The organism is Streptomyces sp. NPDC029296 (assembly GCF_055569255.1).
On record NZ_JBVHXT010000043.1, the window covers coordinates 1 to 22,298 of the forward strand.

The 22,298-nt window shown below is 74.2% G+C and carries 24 protein-coding genes; 16 read left to right on the plus strand and 8 right to left on the minus strand.

Translation table 11 applies throughout. The annotated features are described in order from the left end of the window. The 4 genes from ACZ4W9_RS31535 to ACZ4W9_RS31550 all read left to right on the plus strand — a co-directional run. The coding region (locus ACZ4W9_RS31535) for an alpha-glucosidase C-terminal domain-containing protein (RefSeq protein WP_466717806.1) at window positions 1-321 on the plus strand (321 nt) is incomplete at its 5' end. Between the two features lie 32 nt (window positions 322-353). Beyond that, window positions 354-1,718 (plus strand): maltokinase N-terminal cap-like domain-containing protein, encoded by a 1,365-nt coding sequence (locus ACZ4W9_RS31540; protein WP_467941461.1) that lies wholly within the window; start codon window positions 354-356, stop codon window positions 1,716-1,718. A gap of 3 nt (window positions 1,719-1,721) precedes the next feature. Continuing rightward, the gene (glgB, locus tag ACZ4W9_RS31545; RefSeq protein WP_467941462.1) at window positions 1,722-3,923 is read left to right on the plus strand and encodes a 1,4-alpha-glucan branching enzyme; all 2,202 of its coding nucleotides are present in this window, start codon (window positions 1,722-1,724) and stop codon (window positions 3,921-3,923) included. Between the two features lie 92 nt (window positions 3,924-4,015). Continuing rightward, a complete protein-coding gene (locus ACZ4W9_RS31550) occupies window positions 4,016-5,104 on the plus strand; it encodes a glutamate--cysteine ligase 2 (RefSeq protein WP_467941464.1) in 1,089 nt (362 codons plus the stop codon). A gap of 19 nt (window positions 5,105-5,123) precedes the next feature. Here the strand turns inward: ACZ4W9_RS31550 and ACZ4W9_RS31555 are convergent, their stop codons facing one another. Continuing rightward, window positions 5,124-5,357 (minus strand): DUF6480 family protein, encoded by a 234-nt coding sequence (locus ACZ4W9_RS31555; protein ID WP_467941465.1) that lies wholly within the window; start codon window positions 5,355-5,357, stop codon window positions 5,124-5,126. A gap of 149 nt (window positions 5,358-5,506) precedes the next feature. Here ACZ4W9_RS31555 and ACZ4W9_RS31560 point away from each other — a divergent pair, with 149 nt between their 5' ends. The 5 genes from ACZ4W9_RS31560 to ACZ4W9_RS31580 all read left to right on the plus strand — a co-directional run bounded on the left by ACZ4W9_RS31560 (window position 5,507) and on the right by ACZ4W9_RS31580 (window position 10,582). Then, entirely contained in the window at window positions 5,507-5,851 is a 345-nt protein-coding gene (locus ACZ4W9_RS31560; protein WP_467941466.1) for a hypothetical protein, read from the plus strand. Window positions 5,852-5,942: 91 nt separating this feature from the next. After that, window positions 5,943-6,377: an ATP-binding protein gene (locus tag ACZ4W9_RS31565; protein WP_467941468.1), complete on the plus strand. Its 435-nt coding sequence runs from the start codon at window positions 5,943-5,945 to the stop codon at window positions 6,375-6,377. Between the two features lie 216 nt (window positions 6,378-6,593). Beyond that, window positions 6,594-7,970, plus strand: coding sequence for an NAD(P)/FAD-dependent oxidoreductase (locus ACZ4W9_RS31570; protein WP_467941470.1), 1,377 nt, complete (start codon window positions 6,594-6,596; stop codon window positions 7,968-7,970). Between the two features lie 95 nt (window positions 7,971-8,065). Then, window positions 8,066-8,275: a DUF4287 domain-containing protein gene (locus tag ACZ4W9_RS31575; protein WP_467941471.1), complete on the plus strand. Its 210-nt coding sequence runs from the start codon at window positions 8,066-8,068 to the stop codon at window positions 8,273-8,275. A 96-nt stretch (window positions 8,276-8,371) separates the two neighbouring features. Continuing rightward, window positions 8,372-10,582, plus strand: a complete 2,211-nt coding sequence (locus tag ACZ4W9_RS31580) for an FUSC family protein (protein WP_467941472.1) — start codon at window positions 8,372-8,374, stop codon at window positions 10,580-10,582. 4 nt (window positions 10,583-10,586) lie between these two features. Here ACZ4W9_RS31580 and ACZ4W9_RS31585 read toward each other — a convergent pair whose 3' ends face one another. Then, entirely contained in the window at window positions 10,587-11,435 is an 849-nt protein-coding gene (locus tag ACZ4W9_RS31585) for an RNA polymerase sigma factor SigF (protein ID WP_467941474.1), read from the minus strand. A gap of 332 nt (window positions 11,436-11,767) precedes the next feature. Here ACZ4W9_RS31585 and ACZ4W9_RS31590 point away from each other — a divergent pair, with 332 nt between their 5' ends. Further along, the gene (locus tag ACZ4W9_RS31590) at window positions 11,768-12,010 is read left to right on the plus strand and encodes a hypothetical protein (RefSeq protein ID WP_467941475.1); all 243 of its coding nucleotides are present in this window, start codon (window positions 11,768-11,770) and stop codon (window positions 12,008-12,010) included. 272 nt (window positions 12,011-12,282) lie between these two features. Next, complete coding sequence (locus ACZ4W9_RS31595; RefSeq protein ID WP_467941476.1) at window positions 12,283-12,741, plus strand: cyclic nucleotide-binding domain-containing protein; 459 nt, start codon at window positions 12,283-12,285, stop codon at window positions 12,739-12,741. Between the two features lie 16 nt (window positions 12,742-12,757). On the opposite strand, the gene ACZ4W9_RS31600 is transcribed toward ACZ4W9_RS31595, so the two are convergent. Further along, window positions 12,758-14,059: an MFS transporter gene (locus tag ACZ4W9_RS31600; RefSeq protein WP_467941478.1), complete on the minus strand. Its 1,302-nt coding sequence runs from the start codon at window positions 14,057-14,059 to the stop codon at window positions 12,758-12,760. Window positions 14,060-14,144: 85 nt separating this feature from the next. After that, window positions 14,145-14,762, minus strand: coding sequence for a LysE/ArgO family amino acid transporter (locus ACZ4W9_RS31605; protein ID WP_467941480.1), 618 nt, complete (start codon window positions 14,760-14,762; stop codon window positions 14,145-14,147). 66 nt (window positions 14,763-14,828) lie between these two features. On the opposite strand from ACZ4W9_RS31605, the gene ACZ4W9_RS31610 reads away from it, so the two are divergent. Together ACZ4W9_RS31610 and ACZ4W9_RS31615 are read left to right on the plus strand one after the other, a co-directional pair. After that, window positions 14,829-15,716 (plus strand): LysR family transcriptional regulator ArgP, encoded by an 888-nt coding sequence (locus ACZ4W9_RS31610; protein ID WP_467941481.1) that lies wholly within the window; start codon window positions 14,829-14,831, stop codon window positions 15,714-15,716. A gap of 253 nt (window positions 15,717-15,969) precedes the next feature. Further along, window positions 15,970-16,221 carry a WhiB family transcriptional regulator gene (locus tag ACZ4W9_RS31615; protein WP_467941482.1) on the plus strand — a complete coding sequence of 84 codons (252 nt, stop codon included), beginning with the start codon at window positions 15,970-15,972 and terminating at the stop codon, window positions 16,219-16,221. Window positions 16,222-16,297: 76 nt separating this feature from the next. Here the strand turns inward: ACZ4W9_RS31615 and ACZ4W9_RS31620 are convergent, their stop codons facing one another. Both ACZ4W9_RS31620 and ACZ4W9_RS31625 read right to left on the minus strand, forming a co-directional pair. Next, a complete protein-coding gene (locus tag ACZ4W9_RS31620) occupies window positions 16,298-16,744 on the minus strand; it encodes a DUF6098 family protein (protein WP_467941484.1) in 447 nt (148 codons plus the stop codon). A 71-nt stretch (window positions 16,745-16,815) separates the two neighbouring features. Next, window positions 16,816-17,787, minus strand: coding sequence for a gluzincin family metallopeptidase (locus ACZ4W9_RS31625; protein WP_467941485.1), 972 nt, complete (start codon window positions 17,785-17,787; stop codon window positions 16,816-16,818). A gap of 167 nt (window positions 17,788-17,954) precedes the next feature. Here ACZ4W9_RS31625 and ACZ4W9_RS31630 point away from each other — a divergent pair, with 167 nt between their 5' ends. Continuing rightward, entirely contained in the window at window positions 17,955-18,305 is a 351-nt protein-coding gene (locus ACZ4W9_RS31630; RefSeq protein ID WP_467941486.1) for a DUF488 domain-containing protein, read from the plus strand. A gap of 51 nt (window positions 18,306-18,356) precedes the next feature. Here the strand turns inward: ACZ4W9_RS31630 and ACZ4W9_RS31635 are convergent, their stop codons facing one another. Beyond that, the gene (locus ACZ4W9_RS31635) at window positions 18,357-20,030 is read right to left on the minus strand and encodes an FAD-binding dehydrogenase (RefSeq protein ID WP_467941488.1); all 1,674 of its coding nucleotides are present in this window, start codon (window positions 20,028-20,030) and stop codon (window positions 18,357-18,359) included. 45 nt (window positions 20,031-20,075) lie between these two features. Further along, window positions 20,076-20,705 (minus strand): TetR/AcrR family transcriptional regulator, encoded by a 630-nt coding sequence (locus tag ACZ4W9_RS31640; RefSeq protein ID WP_467941489.1) that lies wholly within the window; start codon window positions 20,703-20,705, stop codon window positions 20,076-20,078. Window positions 20,706-20,835: 130 nt separating this feature from the next. On the opposite strand from ACZ4W9_RS31640, the gene ACZ4W9_RS31645 reads away from it, so the two are divergent. Both ACZ4W9_RS31645 and ACZ4W9_RS31650 read left to right on the plus strand, forming a co-directional pair. Beyond that, the gene (locus ACZ4W9_RS31645) at window positions 20,836-21,465 is read left to right on the plus strand and encodes an alpha-ketoglutarate-dependent dioxygenase AlkB family protein (protein WP_467941491.1); all 630 of its coding nucleotides are present in this window, start codon (window positions 20,836-20,838) and stop codon (window positions 21,463-21,465) included. 85 nt (window positions 21,466-21,550) lie between these two features. Next, the gene (locus tag ACZ4W9_RS31650; RefSeq protein ID WP_467941492.1) at window positions 21,551-22,297 is read left to right on the plus strand and encodes an MBL fold metallo-hydrolase; all 747 of its coding nucleotides are present in this window, start codon (window positions 21,551-21,553) and stop codon (window positions 22,295-22,297) included. The last annotated feature ends 1 nt before the right edge of the window (window position 22,298 follow it).

Genomic DNA, 22,298 nt, shown 5'->3' on the forward strand with positions numbered 1-22,298 from the left:
CGGATGATCGAGATCCGCAAACAGAACCCCGCCTTCGGACTCGGCTCCTACACCGAACTGCCGTCCTCCAACCCGGCGGTGCTCGCCTTCCTGCGGGAACACGGCGACGACCTGGTGCTGTGCGTCAACAACTTCTCCCGCTTCGCCCAGCCCACCGAACTCGACCTGCGGGCCTACGACGGACGGCACCCCGTCGAGCTGATCGGCGGGGTGCGCTTCCCCGCCATCGGCGAACTGCCCTATCTGCTGACCCTGCAAGGCCACGGTTTCTACTGGTTCCGGCTCACCCGAGTCGCATCCCGCATCGGCCGCCGCCGCTGACCCGTCCGGCGCCGAGGAAAGGACGCGTCACCATGCCGAACACCATCACCCCCCGGCCGCGCGCCGCGACCGCGCTCGACGGGCCCCTGGACTCGCTCGGCGGACTGTTGCGCGAGTGGCTGCCCGGGCAACGCTGGTTCGCGGGCAAGGACCGGCCCGTCACCGATCTGTCGGTGCTGTCCGTGACCGAGCTGTTCCCGGGCTGCCTGCACCTGCTGGTGCACGCCTCGCACGCGCCGGTGCCCACCCCCGGCGGCACGCCCCCGCCCGGGGACTGCTACCAGCTGCTGCTGAGCCTGCGCCGGCACCTCGCGCCGCGCCTGGAACGGGCGTTCATCGGGCGGGCCGCGGCGGGACCGCTGGCCGGACTCGCGGTGTACGACGCGCTGCACGACCCGCGCTCGGCCCAGCTGCTGCTGGAGCGGCTGCGGCGGCCCGGCGCGGCGGGCCCGCTGCGGTTCGAGGCGGACCCGGCCGCCCGGGTGCCCGGCGGTCTGCCGCCGCGGCTGCTGGACGCCGAGCAGTCCAACTCCTCGGTCGTCTACGGCGACGCGTACATCCTGAAGCTGTTCCGGCGGATCCAGCCCGGCGTCAACCCGGACCTGGAGGTGCCCGCGGCGCTGGCCGCGCTCGGCTGCTCCCGGGTGCCGGCGCCGGTGGCCTGGTTCACCACGGACGGCCCGCGCCCGGCCACCCTCGGGGTGCTCCAGCCGTTCCTGCCGGACGCCACCGACGGCTGGTCGCTGGCGCTCGGCGCGCTCGCCGCGGGCGACGACTTCACCGCCGAGGCCCGGGCGCTGGGCCGGGCCATGGCCGAGGTGCACCTGGCGCTGGCCGAGGCGTTCCCGCCGGCCGGGCCGGGCGAGAACGGCCGTACGGCGGAGGCGATGAGCGCACGGCTGGACGCCGCCGCGCACGCCGTACCCGGGCTGCTGCCCTTCGTGCCCGGCCTGCGGGCCGCGTTCGCGGCGCTGGCCACCTGCGACACCGGGCCGCCCGCCCAGCGGGTCCACGGCGATCTGCACCTGGGGCAGGTGCTGCGGGCCGGCCGCGACTGGTTCGTCATCGACTTCGAGGGCGAGCCGTCCCGGCCGCTCGCCGAGCGGCGCAGCCCGCAGTCCCCGGTGCGCGACGTCGCCGGGATGCTGCGCTCCTTCGACTACGCGGCCCGGCAGCGCCGCCCCTGGCGACCCGAGTGGGCGCGCCGCTGCCGGGAGGCGTTCTGCGCGGGCTACGCGGCCCGCGCGGGCTGGGATCCACGCAAGAAGCACGCGCTGCTGCGCGCGCACGAGACGGACAGGGCGGTCTACGAGGTGCTGTACGAGGCGAGACACCGACCGGACTGGCTGCCGGTTCCGATGGCGGCGATCAAACGGCTCGCCGTGTGGGGAGGCTGACGCATGGCACTGCGCGACACCACACGCCCGGAGGCCGCGGGCCCCGTGCCCCCCGTGGCCGAGCCGCTGGACCCCGCCGAGCGCGGCCGGCTGCTGGCCGGGGCGCACCACGATCCGCACGCCCTGCTGGGCGCCCACCCGGTGCCGGGCGGCACGCTGCTGCGGGCGCTGCGCCCGAACGCCCGCGCGGTGAGCGTCCTGACCGACGGCACCCGCACCGAGCTGCGCCCGGAGGGCGACGGGCTGTTCGCCGGCGTGCTGCCGGGCCCGGGCATCCCGTCGTACACCCTGCTGGTGGCGTACGACGACGGGGAGCGGGAGGTGCACGACCCGTACCGCTTCTTGCCCGCCCTCGGCGAGCTGGACCTGCATCTGATCCGGGAGGGCCGGCACGAGCGGCTGTGGCGGGCGCTCGGCGCGGAGCCGATGGTCCACCAGGGCGTGGCCGGCACCCGGTTCACGGTGTGGGCGCCGAACGCCCGGGGGGTGCGGGTGGCCGGGGACTTCACGTACTGGGACGGCACGCAGTACCCGATGCGCTCGCTCGGCGCGTCCGGGGTGTGGGAGCTGTTCCTGCCCGGGATCGGCGAGGGCACCCGGTACAAGTTCGAGATCACCTCCCGGCACGGCCACCGGTTCCTGAAGGCGGACCCGATGGCGCGGTGCACGGAGGTCCCGCCGGACACCGCGTCGGTGGTGACGGCGTCGCGCTACGCGTGGGGCGACGCCCAGTGGATGGCGCACCGCGGCGACACCCCCGTGCACCAGGCGCCGTTCTCGGTGTACGAGGTGCATCTGCCGTCCTGGCGTCCCGGCGCGACCTACCGGCAGCTCGCCGAGGAACTCCCCGCCTACGCGCGGGAGCTGGGCTTCACCCACCTGGAGCTGATGCCGGTGGCGGGGCATCCGTTCAGCGGCTCGTGGGGGTACCAGGTCACCTCCTACTACGCGCCGACGCCCCGGCTGGGCTCCCCGGACGACTTCCGGTACTTCGTGGACGCCTGTCACCGGGCCGGCCTCGGGGTGATCATGGACTGGGTGCCGGCGCACTTCCCGAAGGACGACTGGGCGCTGGCCCGGTTCGACGGGGAGCCGCTGTACGAGCCCGGGAACGCCTCCCGTGCCGAGCACCCGGACTGGGGGACCTACGAGTTCGACTACGGCCGCACCGAGGTGCGCAACTTCCTCGTCGCCAACGCCGTCTACTGGTGCGAGGAGTTCCACATCGACGGGCTGCGGGTGGACGCGGTCGCCTCCATGCTCTACCTGGACTACTCACGGGACTCCGGGCAGTGGGAGCCGAACGTGTTCGGCGGCCGGGAGGACCTGGACGCGGTCGCCTTCCTCCAGGAGATGAACGCCACCGTCTACCGGCGCTGCCCGGGCGTGGTCACCATCGCCGAGGAGTCCACCGCGTGGGACGGGGTGACCCGGCCGACCGACGGCGGCGGGCTGGGCTTCGGGCTGAAGTGGAACATGGGCTGGATGCACGACTCGCTGGAGTACATCCAGAAGGAGCCGGTGCACCGCAGGTACCACCACGACGAGATGACCTTCTCGATGGTGTACGCCTACAGCGAGAACTACGTCCTGCCGATCTCCCACGACGAGGTCGTGCACGGCAAGCGGGCGCTGGTGTCGAAGATGCCCGGCGACTGGTGGCAGCGGCGGGCCAACCACCGCGCCTATCTGGGGTTCATGTGGGCCCACCCGGGCAAGCAGCTGTTGTTCATGGGGCAGGAGTTCGCACAGGGAGCGGAGTGGTCCGAGGCGCACGGCCCGGAGTGGTGGCTGCTCGGCGACGGCCACCACTCGGCGGGCGACCACCGGGGCGTGCAGTCGCTGGTCCGTGATCTGAACCGGGTGTACCGGGCGACGCCGGCGCTGTGGCAGCGGGACACCGACCCGGGCGGCTTCAGGTGGGTGCTGTGCGACGCGGCGGACGACAACGTGCTGGCGTTCCTGCGGTTCGCGGCGGACGGCGGCCCGCTGCTGGCGGTGTCGAACTTCTCTCCGGTGGTCCGGCACGGCTACCGCCTGGGGGCGCCCGAGGGCGTGGCCGCCTGGCGGGAGGAGCTGAACACCGACGCGGTGCGCTACGGCGGCAGCGGTGTCGGCGCCGGCGGGCCGGTCGAGGCCGCGGACGGGGCCCTCTCGCTGACACTGCCGCCGCTCGCCACGGTCTGGCTGGTGCCGGAGGGCTGAGGCGCCGCAGGTGTCGGTGGCCGTCCGGGGGGCAGTCGGGGTCGTACAGAGCCTCGACTGCCCCCGCGGCACGACACAGAAGGGCGGCCCCATTGCGCACCGTAGGAGTGGAGGAGGAACTCCTCCTGGTCGACCCGGACAGCGGCGACCCGAAGGCGCTGGCGGCGGCCGTTCTCGCCCGCGCCGCCCAGGACGACCCCGGACAGCAGGTCTTCGAGAAGGAACTGTTCGGGCAGATGCTGGAGTTCGCCACGCATCCGCAGTCGGACATGGCGCGGCTCGGGGACGAGATCGTCCGCTGCCGCAAGGAGGCGGCCCGGCACGCCGGGGAGATCGGCTGCGCCGTCGCCGCGCTGGCCACCTCGCCGCTGCCGGTCAGCCCCTCGCTGAGCGTCAACGAGCGCTATCAGTGGCTGGCCGATCGGTTCGGGATCCCGACCTGGGACCAGCTCGTCTGCGGCTGCCACGTGCATGTGTCCGTGGAGTCGGACGAGGAGGGGGTCGCCGTCCTCGACCGGCTCCGTCCCTGGCTGCCGGTGCTCCGGGCGATCAGCGCGAACTCCCCGTTCTGGCAGGGCCGCAACACCGACTACGCCAGCTATCGCAGCCGGGTGTGGAACCGCTGGCCGTCGGCCGGGCCGGCCGAGCCGTTCGGCACCGCCGAGCGCTACCACCGGCGGGTGGCCGACATGGTGGCCACGGGCGTCGTGCTGGACGAGGGCATGATCTACTTCGACGCCCGGCTGTCCGCCCGCTATCCGACGGTGGAGATACGGGTGGCGGATGTGTGCCTGGGCGCGGGGACCGCCGTCCTGCTCGCCACGCTGGTCCGCGCCCTCGTGGAGACGGCCGCCGCCGAGTGGCGGGCGGGCCGGCCGACGCCCGACACCGGGGTGAGCCTGCTCAGGATGGCCGACTGGCAGGCCGCCCGGTTCGGCCTGGAGGAGGAGCTGCTCGACCCGGTCACCCTGCGGCCCCGGCCCGCCGCGCGGGTGCTGGACTCCCTGCTGGAGTACACCGGGGACGCGCTCGGCGCCGCCGGCGACGCCGACCGCGCCACGGAAGGCGTGGCGGAGCTGCTGCACCGGGGCAACGGCGCACGGGAACAGCGCCGGCTGCTGGAGCGCACCGGCAGCCTGCGGGACGTGGTCACCGAGTGCGTGCGGCGCACGCAGGGGTGAGCGTCCCGCCCGGCGGCGGTCACAGGATCAGGATCAGCGCGTAGACCAGGAAGAACGCCGCGATCAGGACCACCAGGAGCAGGATCACGGTCAGCGGCGCCTTGGCCCAGCCCTTCGTCGGATTGTGCGTCTCCCGGGGCCCGGCCTCGGGCATGCTGCTCTCGGCGGGCGGCGTCTCGCCGGGCGGGACGGAGCCGCCGGGCTCCAGCCCGGTGGTGCGCTCGGGCTCCGGATCGGGGTTCACATGACTCATGTCCCCCGAGTCCCCAGGACGGGCCCACATCATCAGCCGATCACGACTTCCCGGTTCCGGTCACCGGACGCTGTCCCCTGAGCTACATTCGAGCACCGCCGACAGCGAGCCGGTCGGCGGTGTGTCCCTGCGTACCCCGGGAGCAGCGCATGCGGAACGTCGCCTCCGCCCCGGCCGCCGCCCCGCTCTGGCGGACGGTGACGGCGGCCGAGCTGCGGGACCGGGTGTCGGACGTGGCCCGGGACCTGGTGGGCGCACACCGCGGCGCCCCCGGGACGGGCCGGGGCGCGCTGTTGCCCACGCCGTCCCCCAAGCTGCGCCGGGACGCCGTGGCGCGGCACTGCGCCGCCGGGATCGAGGCGATGTACGCGGCCCGGTCCCGGCCGCGGCCGGTGGTGCGGGAGCCGGCCGACCCGGACGGGACGGACGACGTGTTCCGCCGAGGAGGCGGCGCCCCCGGGGGAATCGCGGGAGCGGAGAGGGCGGAAGGATAGTCCGCGCCAGTGGGGGAACCCGCAGCGCATCGAAGAGATCAGCGACGAGGACCGTCCGGCCGCCGGTGCCGGACGGGGCCGGGGAAGCGAGATGGCGACGGAGCCGCGTTGGGACGACACACCACCGTCGGAGGAGAAGTACGAGCGTACGTTCTCCTTCCCCGGTGAGCTGCGCAACGTCACGGGAGCGCGGCTCGCGGCGGAGGAATTCCTCCACGCGCTCTCCCGTGACGCGCCACCGGGCGCCCAGGAGTACTGGGACGACATCCTGCTGGTGGTGACCGAGCTGGCCGCGAACGCCATCCAGTACGCGCCGGGCCCCTTCGGCCTGCGGTTGCGCCGCACCTTCGACGGGGTGCACGTGACGATGCGGGACACCAACCCGGAGCGGCCGGAGCCGCGGCCCTTCCACCCGCGCACCGGTGGCGGCGGCATCGGCTGGCACCTGGTGCACACCCTGTGCAGCCAGGTCAGCGTCGTCGTGCACGACAGCGGCAAGGACATCCACGCGTTCCTGCCCTGGTGACACGGGGAACGCCGGGCGGGCGGCCGCACCACGTGTAGGCGGGCGCCCACCGGTTACTCCACCGGACAGCGGGGGCGTGGTGCCCCCCACGCGTTCGTCTGGCTGCCGCGCCCGGCTGGCGGGGTGGTCGCGGGCGCGGTGGGATCGGAGTCGGCGCACAGCGATCCGGGGCGGGCCGGCGGCATCGAGCCGGACCGTCCGGAGCCGCAGAAAGGGATGAACACCGTGACACGACCCAGGATCCTGGTGGTGGGCGCAGGCTTCGCCGGAGTCGAGTGCGTCCGCCGCCTGGAGCGGAAACTCGCGCCCGACGAGGCCGACGTCACTCTGGTGACGCCGTTCTCCTACCAGCTCTACCTGCCTCTGCTGCCCCAGGTCGCCTCCGGCGTGCTCACGCCGCAGTCGATCGCCCTGTCGCTGCGCCGCAGCAAGAAGTACCGCACCCGGATCATCCCGGGCGGTGCGATCGGGGTGGACCTGAGGTCCAAGGTGTGTGTCGTCCGCACCATCACCGACAAGATCGTCAACGAGCCGTACGACTACATCGTGCTCGCCCCGGGCAGTGTGACCCGCACCTTCGACATCCCGGGCCTGACCGACCACGCCTTCGGGATGAAGACGCTCGCCGAGGCCGCCTACATCCGCGACCACGTCATCTCGCAGCTGGATCTGGCGGACGCCAGCGACGACCCGGCCGAACGGGCCGCGCGGCTGCAGTTCGTGGTGGTCGGCGGCGGCTACGCGGGCACGGAGACCGCGGCCTGCCTGCAACGCCTCACCCACGCCGCCGTGCAGCGCTACCCGCGCCTGGACCCGGGTCTGATCCGCTGGCACCTGATCGACATCGCGCCCAAGCTGATGCCGGAACTGGGCGACAAGCTGGGCCGCAGCGCGCAGGAGATCCTCGGACGGCGCGGTATCGAGGTCTCGCTGGGCGTGTCGATCGACAAGGCCGGCGCGGAGGAGGTCACCTTCACCGACGGCCGGGTGGTGCCGACGCACACCCTGATCTGGACGGCCGGGGTGGTCGCCAGTCCCCTGATCGCCACGCTCGGCGCGGAGACGGTCAAGGGCCGGCTGGCGGTGACCGCGCAGATGTGCCTGCCGGGCCATGACGGGGTGTTCGCGCTCGGCGACTCGGCGGCCGTGCCGGACCTCGCCAAGGGCGACGAGGGCGCGGTCTGCCCGCCCACCGCCCAGCACGCCATGCGGCAGGGCAAGGTGGTCGCCGACAACGTCATCGCCACGCTGCGCGGACAGCCGATGCGGCCCTACGAGCACAAGGACCTGGGACTGGTCGTCGACCTCGGCGGCAAGGACGCGGTGTCCAAGCCGCTCGGCGTGGAGCTGCGCGGGGTGCCCGCGCAGGCGGTGGCCCGCGGCTACCACTGGTCGGCGCTGCGCACCAACGTCGCCAAGACGCGGGTGATGACGAACTGGATGCTGAACGCGGTCGCGGGCGACGATTTCGTGCGCACCGGCTTCCAGGCCCGCAAGCCCGCCCGGCTGAAGGACTTCGAGTTCACCGACTCCTATCTGACGCCCGAACAGGTGCGGGCCCGGGTGGAGGGCGCGGCCGTCGGCCCGTCCTGATGTGACCGTGATCACCCGGGACCGCCGACGAGTCCGGCCCGGGCCGGCCGTCTTACCAGGTGATCACGGAACACCGCACGGAGGGACGCACCACGATGACCGAGAAGACCGTCAAGGGCCCGGCGAGCTACTTCCCCTCGATCGAGGCGAAGTACGGCCGCCCGGTCGCCGAGTGGCAGGAGCTGATCCGCTCCTCGCCGCTGACCCGGCACATGGAGCTGGTCGGCTGGCTGAAGTCGGCGCACGGGCTCGGCCACGGGCACGCGAACGCCCTGGTGGCCGCCACCCTGGCCGAGGGCAGGTAACCCGGGCGCGCGTGCGATGCTGGGTCGCGGATCAATGTCCGGTACGGGAGAGAGCGCGGCCAGGTGAGGGAACGGGGACGGTCGGGACGGGTACGGATGTGGGACCGGCTCGCGGCGTCGGACCCCGGACTGCTCCGGCTGACGGCGGGACTGCGCACGGTCACCGCCATCGCCCTGACCCTCGCCGTGCTGGCCGGCGCGAGCGTCCCGGTCCCCCGTCTGGTCGCCGGGGCCATGGCCGCGATGGTCGCCACCTTCGCCATCCGGGAGAAGCAGCCCGCCCGGCAGGCCGTCACGCTCGCGCTCGGCCTGCCGATGGCGCTCGCCTCGGTGTCGCTGGGCGCGCTGCTCAACCAGCGCGTCGTCGTCGGCGACCTGTTCTTCGTCGCCCTGATCTTCGGCGCCGTCTACGGCCGCCGGTTCGGCGACCGCGGCACGGCACTCGGGCTGATCGGGTTCCAGGTCTACTTCCTGTCGTTGTTCGTGCAGGCCACGACGGCGGCGCTGCCCGGGCTGTACGGCGTCATCGCGGTGGCGTTCGCGTGCAGCGCCACCGCCCGGTTCGTGCTGCTGCCGCAGACCCCGGCGGGCACCCTGGACCGGCTGCGGCGGGCCTTCCGCGCCCGGCTCGCCCAGTTGCTCGCCAGCCAGGCGAAGCTGCCGGACGCCGGACCGGAGGAGGTGGAGAAGGTGCTGGAGGAGCTGCGCACCCGCACCGCCCGGCTGCACGAGACGGCGCTGCTGATCCAGGGCCGGCTGGAGGACGGCACCTCGGACCCGGCGGTGGCCCGGCTGCTCCAGCGCCGGATCGCGGACGCGGAGATCGCGGCCGAACGGCTGGGGCTGCTGCTGCTCACCGCGCGCAGCGCCGAGCGCACCGACACCCTCACCCTGCATCTGCCGGGCGCCCCGGTGCCCTCGGGGATCGAGCTGCCGGTGCGGGACGGGGCGGCGGCCGCGCTGCGCCGGGACCTGCGGGCGCTGCGGGTGCTGATGCTGCGGCCGGCCGGGGAGGCGCCGGGGGCCGCGCTCGCCCGGGTGCGCAACCGGCTGCTGGGCTACCGCGAGGAGGAGAACCTGCCCGACGCCTCCCCGGCCGTGCAGGACGTCTTCCGGGGGCTCGGCGAGGCGGCCCGCGCCGCGCTCGGCCTGCGGCTGGCCCTGGACGGGCCGCAGGACGAGTCCGCCGACACCCCGGCGACCACCCGCTCGCGCGAGGAGCTGGACGCGGAGGACACCGCGATCGAGATCAGCGAGGAGCGGGCGCCGGAGGCGGAGCCGACCGGGCTGCGCCGGCCCACCACCCGGGCCGCCGTCCAGGTGGCCGTCGGTTCCTCGCTGGCCATCGCCGGCGGCGAGCTGCTGTCCAGCCAGCGCTGGTACTGGGCGGTGCTGACGTGCTGGATCGTGTTCCTGAACACCGCCTCCACCGGCGAGATCGTGGTGAAGGGCTACCGGCGGCTGCTGGGCACGGTGCTCGGCGTGGTGGCGGGCATCGGGCTCGCCGGGCTGGTCGGGCACCACACCTGGATGGCGTTCGGCCTGGTGCTGCTGTTCATCTTCGCGATGTTCTACACCGCGCCGCTGTCGTACACGCTGATGTCGTTCTTCGTCACGGCGATGCTGGGACTGCTCTACACGCTGCTGAACACCTACAGCGCGGCGGTGCTGGTACTGCGCATCGAGGAGACGGCGCTCGGCGCGGCCTGCGGGGTGTTCGCGGCGGCGGTGGTGCTGCCCGTGCACACCGACCGCCGTACCAACGAGCTGCTGGTGGCGGTCCTGGAGCGGCTCGCCGACGTCACGCGGGGCGCCGTCGACCAGCTCAGCGGCGGGCCCGGCGGCGATCTGGTGGAACAGGCGCGGGAGCTGGACCAGGCGCTGGCGGACCTGCGGGCGGCCACCCAGCCGCTGACCCATCCGATCACCCCGCTGCGCTCGCGCCGGGACTCGGTGCGGTACGTGGTGGCGCTGCTGGAGACCTGCGCGTACCACGGGCGGTCCCTCGCCGCCACGGCCGAACTGCTGCCCACGCATCCCTCGATCGCGGCCGACCCCCGGCTGCGCGGGGCATGCGGGCGGATCCTGCACAACATCGAGGCGATCGCGGCGCACGTGGCCGATCCGCACTCCGCCGAGAAGATCGAGAGCGGCCCCAGCATCGCGTCGATGCTGGAGCCGGGAACCCTGCGCACCCCGCGCTACGGCCGTGTGACCGACCGGGTGCTGCGCCATCTGCAGCGGCTGGACGAGGCGGTCTCCGGTCTGGCGCGCCCGCTCGGCGTGGCCGGCGGGCCCTCCCGGTGAGCGGTCAGCGCCGTCCGGCGGAGCCGGGCCGGGGCGTGCCCAGCGCCTCGTCGCGGATGCGGGCGCAGCTGCGGCTGATCAGCCGGGAGACGTGCATCTGCGAGATGCCGAGCCGGTCGGCGATGCGGCTTTGGGTCATGTCCTCGAAGAAGCGCATGTAGAGGATGGCCCGTTCACGCTCGGGCAGCCGGCGCAGGCCCTCCTTGGCGGCCTCCCGGTCGACGACGGTGTCGAAGGAGGTGTCCGTGGCGCCGAGGGTGTCGGCGAGGCTGTAGCCGTCGTCGCCGGCGGACAGCTCGGCGTCCAGGGAGAGGGTGCTGAAGCTCTCCAGCGCCTCCATGCCGGCAGCGACCTCCTCCTCGGTGAGCCCGGTGTGGGCGGCGATGTCGGCGACGGTGGGCTCGGGGCTGCCCGGGTTCTGGGTGAGCTCCCTGCGGGCCACCCGGACCCGGTTGCGCAGTTCCTGGACCCGGCGGGGTACGCGCAGGGCCCACATCCGGTCGCGGAAGTGCCGCTTGACCTCTCCGGTGATCGTGGGCACGGCGTAGCTCTCGAAGGCGCCGCGGGACGGGTCGAACCGGTCGATGGCCTTGACCAGTCCCAGTGCGGCCACCTGGCGCAGGTCCTCCACGGACTCGCCGCGGTCGCGGAAGCGGCCGGCGATCCGGTGGGCCATGGGCAGCCAGGCGGTGACGAGTTCATCGCGTACGGCGTCCCGCTCGGGGCCGTCCTCCAGCTCCGCCAGCCGGGCGAACAGCGCCGCGGTGTCGGGGGCGTCGTCGTGGCTGCGGCGGGCGGACGCCCCTGCGGGGGCGGTCGTGCCGGGACGGCTTGTCGACATGTCGGTCAGCATGCGGAATCGCTCCTGAACGTGGTTTCAGGGCACCTCCGGAAACAGGGGTTCCGGGTTCTGGCCCGAACGGTGGTGTCAGGGTTTCGCCGCGGGGTGAGCCACCGGGCCCGGCGGGAGGGGCCCAGGCAGCGGGTCTCTTCCCCGCTGGGCGCGCGCCTCCGGTCCGAAGCACGAGATTCCGCCTGCCCCCTGCCCCGGAGGGCAAACACCCCGATGAGGGGAACTTCGCGAACCGCTCCGGCACAAGCGGAACGATGCCCCGGGCCACGGCGTGGATCCGGCACCCTCGGTAGGGGTGTCATCACCGGGCCGCTCGCGGGTACCCGCCGGATATGACGGATGTCGTGGACGCGGACGAGTTGTTGCGCCGCATCCGGCGCGGTCAGGAGCACGCGGCGGCGCAGGAGGAGACATGGCGGGAGCGGGCCCGGAGCCTGGCGGCGACGGATCCGCAGGGTGCCGCGGAGGCGGCGGACCGGGCGCGGGCGTTCGAGGCCGTGCTGCGGGTGCTGGAGGAGATCGTCCACCCGGGCGGGCCTCCCGTGCGGACGGACGGAGTGAAACAGGTCACCTGACCCGGTTAAGCCCGGGGAAAACCCCGGTAAATGGTTTATTATTCATCCATACGTGATGCGGGAGCGGCGCGGAACCGTCCTTCCCCCCTCCGCGCGTCACCGCATACGGCCCTGGCTGGTTTCCCCCGTCCAGCCAGGGCTTTTTGCTGCCCGGGAACGGCCGGGAGGCGGCGGGCGCCCCGGTTTCGAGGTGCCCGGGGCGGCGGCAGCGGCTGAAATGGGCTTAAGCACAGCACCCCGACCGCAACCGCCGCCGGCGAGGAGCCCCGCGCATGACCAAAGCGATCAAACTGCTCACCGCCCTTCCCCAGGCGCAGCGCGAGCGCCTGATGGAGGTGGCCCGGGAGGTCTCCTTCCCCGAGGACAGCCACATCTTCGAGGCGGGCGGCACCGCCGACCGGTTCTGGGTGATCCGCTCGGGCGCGGTCCACCTGGACACCGAGGTCACCTCGCGGCAGCGGGTGACCGTGGCCACGCTCGGCGCGGGCGACCTGCTCGGCTGGTCCTGGCTGTTCCCGCCGTACGAGTGGGACTTCGGCGCGGTGGCCTTCACCGACGTGCGCGCCTACGAGTTCGACGGGCCGTCGGTGCTCGCCCTGTGCGTGGAGGATCCGCTGCTCGGGCTCTCGGTGGTGCGGACGGTGGCCGAGATCCTCGCCCACCGGCTGGAGACGACCCGCGGCAAGCTGATGGAGCAGTACACGATGCGGCGGCGGGTCGGTCCGCTCTAGCCCCCGTGGCCGCCCGTCAGACGCGGTAGCGGCGCAGGGCCGGGACCGCGCCGGCCAGGGCCAGCATCGCCACGACGACCAGGGCGCCGCCGCCCGCGACGGCGGCCCGGGGGCCGAACGCGGCGCCGGCGGTGCCGTGCAGGACGTCCGCCAGCCGCGGCCCGCCCGCGACGACCACCGTGAACACCCCCTGCATCCGGCCGCGCATCTCGTCGGTCGCGGCCGACAGCAGGATCGCGCCGCGGAACACCATGGAGACCATGTCGGCGACCCCGGCCGCGGCGAGGAAGACCACGGCGACCCAGAGGTTGCCGCTCAGCCCGAACCCGGCGATGGCCACGCCCCAGCCGACGACCGACCCGACGACCATCCAGCCGTGCCGGCGGGCCCGCGAGAACACCCCGGAGAACAGGCCGCCGAGCACCGCGCCGATCGGGATGCCGGCGAACAGCACGCCGAGCGCCAGACCCTCGCCGTAGGAGCCGTAGCTCTCCGCGGCCAGCTGCGGGAACAGGGCGCGGGGCATGCCGAACACCATGGCGACGATGTCGGCGAGGAAGGACAGCAGCAGGACCTTGTGCCGGGCGATGTACCGGAATCCGTCCGCTATCTCGCGCAGCCCGGCCCGGCGGGCGCCGGTCCCGCCGAGCGGCGGCAGGGCGGGCAGCCGCAGGACGGCCCACACGGCCGCGCACAGCGCCAGCGCGTCGATCAGGTACAGCTCCGGCAGCCCGACGACCGGGATCAGCGCACCGGCGAGCAGCGGTCCGGCCACCAGACCGGTCTGCATCACCGTCGAGCCGAGCGCGTTCGCCGCCGGCAGCTGCTCGGCCGGGACCAGCCGGGCTATGGAGGCGCTGCGGGCGGGCGCGTTGAGTCCGAAGAACGCCTGTTGCAGCGCGAGCAGGACCATGAGAACGACGACCGAGTCCATACCGGTGACGGCCTGCGCCCAGAACAGCAGCGAGGTCACCGCGATGCCGCCGTTGGTGACCAGCAGCAGCTTGCGCCGGTCGACGGTGTCGGCGATCGCCCCGCCCCACAGCGCGAAGGCCACCATCGGCAGCAGGCCCGCGAAGCTCGCGTAGCCGACCCAGGCCGAGGACTGGGTGATGTCGTAGATCTGCTTGGGTACGGCGACGGCGGTGAGCTGGCTGCCGACGGCGGTGACGATGGTCGACGACCACAGCCGCCGGTAGGCGGGGATGCGTAGCGGGCGGGTGTCCATCGCCCAGCGGCGCCAGCCGCGCCGGGGCGGGTCCGCGGCCTCCGGGCGGCCGGGGGTGGTCTCGGTGCTGCTGCTCTCGCTCGTGTCCACGGCTGTCCTGGTTGCTCGTTACATCTTTTCGGTTCGAGAGCCTCACTATCGCAGCAGCGAGCGGCGGACATCGAACAGGATGCGGTCAGGACCCGGCGACCAGGCTCACGCCCAGCACCAGCATGGTGACGGCGACCAGGCCGTCCAGCACCCGCCAGGCGCCCGGCCGGGCCAGACACCGGCCGAGCAGCCGGGCGCCGAAGCCGAGGGCGGCGAACCAGCACAGGCTGGCGAGCACGGCGCCGAGCCCGAAGGTCCAGCGCAGCGGGCCCCGGTCGGCGGCGAGCGAGCCGAGCAGGAACACGGTGTCGAGGTAGACGTGCGGGTTCAGCCAGGTCATCGCCAGGCAGGTGAGCACCGCCCGGCGCCGGGAGCCGGCCGCCTCGCCCTCCGCGCGCAGCCCGGTGGTGCCCGGCTTGAGCACCCGGCGGGCGGCCAGGACGCCGTAGCACAGCAGGAAGAGGCCGCCGACGACGCCGACCGCGCGCAGCGCGCCCGGCCAGGCCACCACCACCGCGCCGACCCCGCCGACCCCGAGCGCGATCAGCACCGCGTCGGACAGGGCGCAGATGCCGACCACGGTGAGCACGGCCTCCCGGCGCACCCCCTGCCGCAGGACGAAGGCGTTCTGGGCGCCGATGGCGACGATCAGGGACAGGCCGGTGCCGAACCCGGCGGCGGTGGCGGTCAGGGCGTGGTTCATGCACAGGACGCTAGAGAACACAGAGCCCCAAGTACAGCTAATGATTTTTAGGTAGCGTTAGCGTATGTGATGACAGAACTTCCCCTGGAGCAGGTACGGACCCTGCTGGCCGTGATCGACGAGGGCACCTTCGACGCGGCCGCCGCCGCGCTGCACGTGACACCGTCGGCGGTCAGCCAGCGGGTCAAGGCCCTGGAACAGCGCACCGGCCGGGTCCTGCTCCAGCGCACGAAACCGGTACGGCCCACGGAGTCCGGCGCGGTGCTGGTGCGGTTCGCCCGGCAGCTCGCCCGGCTGGAACGGGACGCCTGGGGCGAGCTGGGGCTGAACGGCACCGGGGAGCCGACCCGGGTGTCGGTAGCGGTGAACGCGGATTCGCTGGCAACCTGGTTCCTGCCGGCCCTGACCCGGGTCCCGGACCTCTGCTTCGAACTGCGCCGGGAGGACGAGGACCACACGGCGGCGCTGCTGCGCGAGGGCCTGGTGATGGCGGCGGTGACCTCCTCGCCCGACCCGGTCCCCGGCTGCACGGTGCGCCCGCTCGGCCGGATGCGCTATCTGCCGGTGGCCGCGCCGGAGTTCGTCGCCGACCGGCTGGCGGGGCGGCCGGCGGCGGAGGCGCTGTCCCGGGCGCCCGTGGTGGTCTTCGACCGCAAGGACGACTTCCAGGACGGCTTCGCCCGCCGGCTCGGCCGCGGTTCGGCCGGTCCGTTCCGGCACCACGTGCCCACCTCCGAGGGGTTCCTGGAGGCGGTCGCCGCAGGGCTGGGCTGGGGCATGGTCCCGGAGGCCCAGGCCGGTCCCCTGCTGGCGCGGGGACGGCTGGCGCTGCTCGTCCCCGGGGAGTTCATGGACGTGGCCCTGTACTGGCAGCAGTGGAGGCTCGACTCCCCCGCCCTGGCGGCCCTCGCCGACGCGGTGACGGCCACGGCGGCGGAGGTGCTGCGCCGCTGAGGGAGCGGATCACGCACCGAGGCCAACTCGCCGCCGGCGGTGGCCGGTCCGGGGCCCGGTGCCCACCGGGCCCCGGAGCCCCGTCTGTTCGCCGCCCCACGCCCGCGCGCGGAGGGCTTTCCCGCCCGCCGGAACGCCATCGTCGCCGGATCGTCCGGCGGTTGAGCCGTTTCACGTTCCCCCGGCCGGTCACCCGAAGGCGAGAACGCTTACGACAGGGCACGACGACTCCCACCGATCCAGGAGATTTCCGATGGACAACTGGCGTGACCATGCCGCGTGCCGTGACGAGGATCCCGATCTGTTCTTCCCCATCGGGACCACCGGCCCGGCACAGGTGCAGACCGAGCGGGCGAAGGCGGTGTGCGGACGCTGCCCGGTCCGGGAGCAGTGCCTGGACTGGGCGCTGGACACCGGGCAGAGCATCGGCGTCTGGGGCGGCACCACGGAGCTGGAGCGCCGGGCGCTCAAGCGCCGGGCCCGCTCCCGCTACCGCTCCGGCTGACGGCCGGAGCCCGGCCGGCGCCCGCGCGCCGCGCGGTGGCCCTCCCGGCGCGGGGGGGGGGCGCCCGGCGCGCGGCTCAGCCGCCGCGGCGCAGGGTCCCCCACGCCCGCTCCTGGCGGGCCACCTCGTGGCGGGCCTCCTCGATCACCTCGTCGGCGATCCAGCACAGCGGTTCGACGTCGGCCACGAGCGGCTCGTTGTCGGGTCCCCGGCCCCGCTCCCTGCCCCCGAGGACCCAGGGGCGTACGCCGGGGCCCTTGTCGTGGGGCAGGTGCGCGTAGTCGTAGAGGCGGCGCGCCACCCACAGCTCGACCGAGCGGCCGTTCCACCACTCCTCCACGTCGAGCGGGTTGGCGGACAGCCCGGGCATGGCCACGCCGGTCAGCTCGTCCGTACTGGACGCCTTGCGGAGATCGGTGCCGGGCCCCTTGGACCATCGCACGTACAGCCCCCGGCGCCGCCGCACCAGGGCGGCCGCGTCGGCGAGGGTGCCCACGACCGGCAGGTCGTCCGGTGCGCTCATGGCTTGACCTCCCTGTACTGCGCGTACGCCACGCGACCGGAGTACCCCGGCCGCGCGGCGGAAATCGAACGTCAGGCGCGGTCCGGCCGGCCCGGGGCGTACAGCCAGGTGTCGAACAGTCCTTTGAGCCGCTTCCCCGACGTCCGCTCGGCCAGCCGGACGAACCCGGCGGTCGTGCCGTGTCCGCCGCGGTGCCCGTCCGCCCAGGCGCGCAGGACGCGGAAGAAGTCCGCGGCGGCGCGGGCCTCACGGGGGTCCGCGGCGTTGAACACCTGGATTCCGTCACGGGTCGTGTACCGCTCGGTACGGAACGTGCCGATGGTGGCGGTCGCCAGGTAGGCGGCCATGGGCTCGCTCTGGCGCCAGCGGACGGTGGTCGTGCCGTGGGCGGTGCGCTGACCGAGGAGGACGCCGTTGGCGACGGCGGTGCGGCCCCGCGGGACGGTGAGCGTGAAGTCGTACGACGCCTTGTCCCCGGGGTGGCCGTTGGCGGGGAACCAGGTCATGGCGCCCTGGGGTTCGCCCGCGACGAACGCGCCGTCGTCGGTGGGGATCCAGCCGTCCGCCGAGCCGTCGGGGTCGGTGACCGGCCCGGGGGTGCCGTGGTAGGTGACGGCGACCCGGAAGGTGCGGCCCTTCGCCCGGGCGGTGGGCGGGGTGACGGCGAGTTCCCGGCCGTCGCGCGCGAAGCGGGCGGTCCGGCCGTCGACCGTCACCCGGGTGACGGTCAGCCCGGGCAGGTCGAGGTCGAAGCGGGTCAGGCGCTGGGTGGCGCGGGCGGTGAGGACGGCGGCGCCGTCGAGGCGCCGGGCGGCGGGATCGTAACGCAGCGTCAGGTCGTAGTGGCCCACGTCGTAGCCGCCGTTGCCGCTGAGCGGGAAGTACGGGTCGCCCGCGCCGGGCGCTCCGGCGGTGGCCGGTGCGGCGCTCCCGGTGGTGTTCGGTGCCGCGGCCCCGGTGGTGGCGAGGAGTGCGGCGAGGGCGACGGGGACGGTGGCGAGGACGGCGGTTCGGCGGCGGGCGGGCCGGCGCGGTGGCGTCACATGCGCTCCTCGGGCGTGGCGGTGATCGACCGGCCGCCAGCGTAGGCGGGCCGGCGCCCCGGATTCCCCCTTCTTCCGGTCGAGTCGCCTCGCGTCGCCGCCCGGGGGCACAGGCGGTGCGCAGTACGCTCGCGGCACCGTCCCCGCCCCGGAAGGAGCCCCGTGCCGTGAGCGTGCGCCTGCGCCGGATCTACGAACCGCCCGAGCCCGACGACGGTCTGCGCGTGCTGGTGGACCGGCTGTGGCCGCGCGGCCTCGCCAAGGAGGACGCCCACGTGGACGAATGGCCCAAGGGCCTTACGCCGTCGGCCGAGCTGCGCACGTGGTACCACGCGGGCGAGGGTTCGTACGAGGAGTTCCGCCGGCGCTACGAGGCGGAGCTGGACGCGCCGGAGGCCGCCGCGCTGCTCGACGGCCTGCGCGAGTCGGCCCGCAAGGGACGCGTGACCCTCCTGACGGCGTCGAAGCGGCCCGGGGAGAGCCACGCGCGGGTGCTGCTGGAGCTGGTGGGGGGCTGAGGGGCGGCCCTGGTCCGGGGCCGGCGCCCGCCCGCTGCCCGCGGCCGGGGTTCAGCCCGTGTGCCGGGCCGCGTGCCGGCCCGCCGCCCGGCCGGAGAACAGGCAGCCGCCGAGGAAGGTGCCCTCCAGGGCGTTGTAGCCGTGCACCCCGCCGCCGCCGAACCCGGCCACCTCGCCCGCCGCGTACAGCCCCTCGATGGGCGTGCCGTCGGTGCCGAGGGCCCGGGAGTCCAGGTCGGTCTGGATGCCGCCGAGGGTCTTGCGGGTCAGCACGTGCAGCCGGACCCCGACGAGGGGGCCCGCGGCCGGATCGAGGATGCGGTGCGGGGCGGCGACCCGGCCGAGCCGGTCGCCGATGTAGCGGCGGGCGTTGCGGATGCCCTGGACCTGGGCGTCCTTGCTGTAGGGGTTGGCGATCTGCGCGTCGCGGGCCTCGATCCGGCGGCGCACCGCGGCGGCGTCGAGCAGCGGCTCGCCGGTCAGCGCGTTCATCTTCTCCACCAGCCGTTCCAGGCGGTCCGCGACGACGAAGTCCTCGCCCCGCTCCAGGAAGGCCCGCACGGGTGCCGGGGCGCCCTTGCCGAGCAGCCGGTCGCGCAGCACGGCCTTGCGGTCCCTGGCGGTGATGTCGGGGTTCTGCTCGGAGCCGGAGAGCGCGAACTCCTTCTCGATGATCTTCCGGGTGAGGACGAACCACGAGTGGTCGTAGCCGGCGATGTCCTCGGTGGTGCGCAGGTACTTCAGGGTGCCGAGCGTGTCGTAGCCGGGCAGGCAGGGGTCGGGCAGGCGGCGGCCGAGGGCGTCGAGCCAGACGGAGGACGGGCCGGGCAGGATGCGTATGCCGTGGCCGGGCCAGATCGGGTCCCAGTTGCGCAGGCCTTCGGTGTAGTGCCACATGCGGTCGCGGTTGACGAGCCGTACGCCGGCCCCGGCGCTGATGTCGAGCATGCGGCCGTCGACGTAGGCCGGGACGCCGGTGACCATCCGGGCGGGGGGCGTGCCGAGCCGCGCGGGCCAGTGGCGGCGGACGATGTCGTGGTCGGCGCCGATGCCGCCGGTGGTCACGACGACGGCCTGGGCGGTCAGTTCGAAGTCGCCGGCGCGGTCGCGGCCGGAGGCGACGCCGCGCGGGGAGTCGTCGGGGGCGAGGACCGTGCCGCGCACCCCGCGAGCCGTTCCGCCCTCGACGACCAGTTCGTCCACCCGGTGGCGGTGGTGGAAGGTCAGCAGTCCGTCCCGGGCGGCCTGCCGGGCGTAGCGGACGAAGGGTTCGACCACGCCGGTGCCGGTGCCCCAGGCGATGTGGAAGCGGGGCACGGAGTTGCCGTGCCCGTCGGCCCGCAGGTCGCCGCGCTCGGCCCAGCCGACGGTGGGCAGCAGTTCGATGCCGTGCCCGGCGAGCCAGGACCGCTTCTCCCCCGCCGCCCACTCCACGTAGGCGCGGGCCCAGCGCACCGCCCAGGAGTCCTCGTCGGCGAGCCGGTCGAAGCGTGCGCTGCCCTGCCAGTCGGTCCAGGCGAGGCCGAAGGAGTCCTTGACGCCGAGGCGGCGCTGTTCGGGCGAGTCGACGAGGAAGAGCCCGCCCAAGGACCAGAACGCCTGGCCGCCGAGGTTGGCGGCGTTCTCCTGGTCGACCAGGGCCACCCGGCGGCCCCGGCTGGTGAGTTCGTGCGCGGCGACGAGCCCGGCGAGGCCCGCTCCGACCACGATGACGTCGGCGTCCATGTGTGTGTCCTTCCTCGGGGGTGCGCGTCGGGGGCCGTCGCGGGGCTACGACGGGGTGCGGCTGCCGTCCGTCAGCAGCGCGGTGAGCAGCCGCTTCAGCCAGGCCCGGGCGGCCTCGACGTCCCGGTCCAGCAGCAGTTGGGTGGTGACGCCGTCGTACGCGGCGACCACGGCGCGGGCGGCGCCGTCCGCGTCGCCGAGGACGGCGGGCAGCGCGGTGTGGCCCCGGGCGCGGGCCAGCCGGCCGGCGACGGCCGCGCGGAGCCGGGCGCGGTGGTCGAGCAGGGCGCGGGCGACGGCCGGGTCCCGGGCGGCGTGCACCAGGAAGTCGGTCTTCACCAGCAGCCAGTCCACGTCGAGCAGCAGCACCTCGGTGACCCGGTCCACGGCGGCGGTCACGTCGAGGTCCGGGCCGTCCTGGGCGAGCGCGTCGGCCACCTGGCCGGCGATCAGGCCGGCGCGCTCCCGGTACAGGGCGAAGAACAGCTCGTCCAGGGTGGCGAAGTTCGAGTAGAAGGCGCCTCGGCTGAATCCGGCCGCCTCGCAGACCTCCTCGATGGTGACCCGCCCGAACCCCTTCGCCGCGAACACGGCGAACGCGGCGTCGAGCAGCCGGGCCCGGGTGCGGACCCGGCGCCGGGTGACGCGCGCGGGCGGCTCGTGCGCCGGCTCCATCCGACCGTCCTCTCGTTCGATGCGCGAATGTATCGGATACATCGGTGTATCGAAAGGGCGCGGTGACGGCGTTCGAACGCCTCAGTGATCAAATGAAACATACTTTCGATTAACGGAGTACGCTGGCCCCATGGCCACGCACCTCCAGGGCTCCCTGTTCGACCAGACCGACGAGCTGCGGCTCGGTCCCCTGGACGGGCTGGGCCGCACGGTGCTGGGCGCGGGGGCCTGGATCGACGTGCTGCCGGGCTGGCTCGGCGGCGCCGACGCGCTCTTCGAACACCTCGCGGCCGAGGTGCCGTGGCGGGCCGAGCGCCGGAAGATGTACGACAACGTGGTCGCCGTCCCCCGGCTGCTGGCCCACTACGGCGAGCGGGACCCGCTCCCCCACCCGGTGCTGGACGAGGCCCGCGCCGCCCTGTCCCGGCACTACGCCGAGGAGCTGGGCGAGCCGTTCACGACGGCCGGGCTGTGCTTCTACCGGGACGGCCGCGACAGCGTGGCCTGGCACGGGGACCGCACCGGGCGGGGCGCCCGCGAGGACACCATGGTCGCGATCCTCTCCGTCGGCGCGCCCCGGGACCTGCTGCTGCGGCCCGCGGGCGGCGGCGGCCCCGCGGTGCGCCGGCCGCTCGGGCACGGCGATCTGATCGTGATGGGCGGATCCTGCCAGCGCACCTGGGAGCACTGCGTGCCCAAGACCAGCCGGGCCACCGGACCGCGCATCAGCGTCCAGTTCCGGCCGCACGGCGTCCGGTGACCGGCCGGCCCCGCCCTTGCGCGGACCCTCGGCCGGTCTGATTGGCTGTCCTTCCACCAACGATCACACGGGGTTCGGGGAGATCATGCGGGCAGAGGTACGCCAAGTCGCCGACGGCACCTACCTGGTGTGCGGCGCGCACGTCAACTGGGTGATCCTCAAGGAGGGCGACGCCGTCACCCTGGTGGACACCGGCTATCCGGGAGACCGCCCGGCGCTGCTGGAATCGCTCGCGGAGGTCGGCGCCTCCCCGGAGGCGGTCGCCGCCGTGCTGATCACCCACGCGCACAACGACCACCTGGGCTCGGCCGAGTACCTGCGCGCGGCCCACGGCACGCCGGTGTACCTGCACCCGGCCGAAGTCGCGCACGCGCGGCGGGACTTCCTCCAGCAGGCCGCCGTCGGCGATGTCGTGCGCAACGCCTGGCGGCCGGGCGTCCTGCCCTGGGCGCGGCACGTGCTCAAGGCCGGCGGCACCGCGCACAACCCGGTCGCCGCGCCCGAGCCGTTCCCCGCCGAGGGCCCCCTTGACCTGCCCGGCCGTCCCGTGCCCGTGCACACCCCCGGCCACACCGACGGCCACTGCGTCTACCACCTGCCCGGGTCGGGGATCGTCATCTCCGGGGACGCGCTGGTCAGCGGGCACTCCATCTCACGGATCGAGGGCCCGCAGATCCTGCCCGGCTTCTTCCACCACGACCGGGCCCGGGTCATCGCCTCGCTGGAGCTGGTCGCCGCCCTCGACGGGGACGTCCTGCTGCCGGGACACGGACCGGTGCACCGGGGCCCGGTGCGCGCGGCGGCCGAACAGGCCCGGGAGAGGGCCTCCTGAA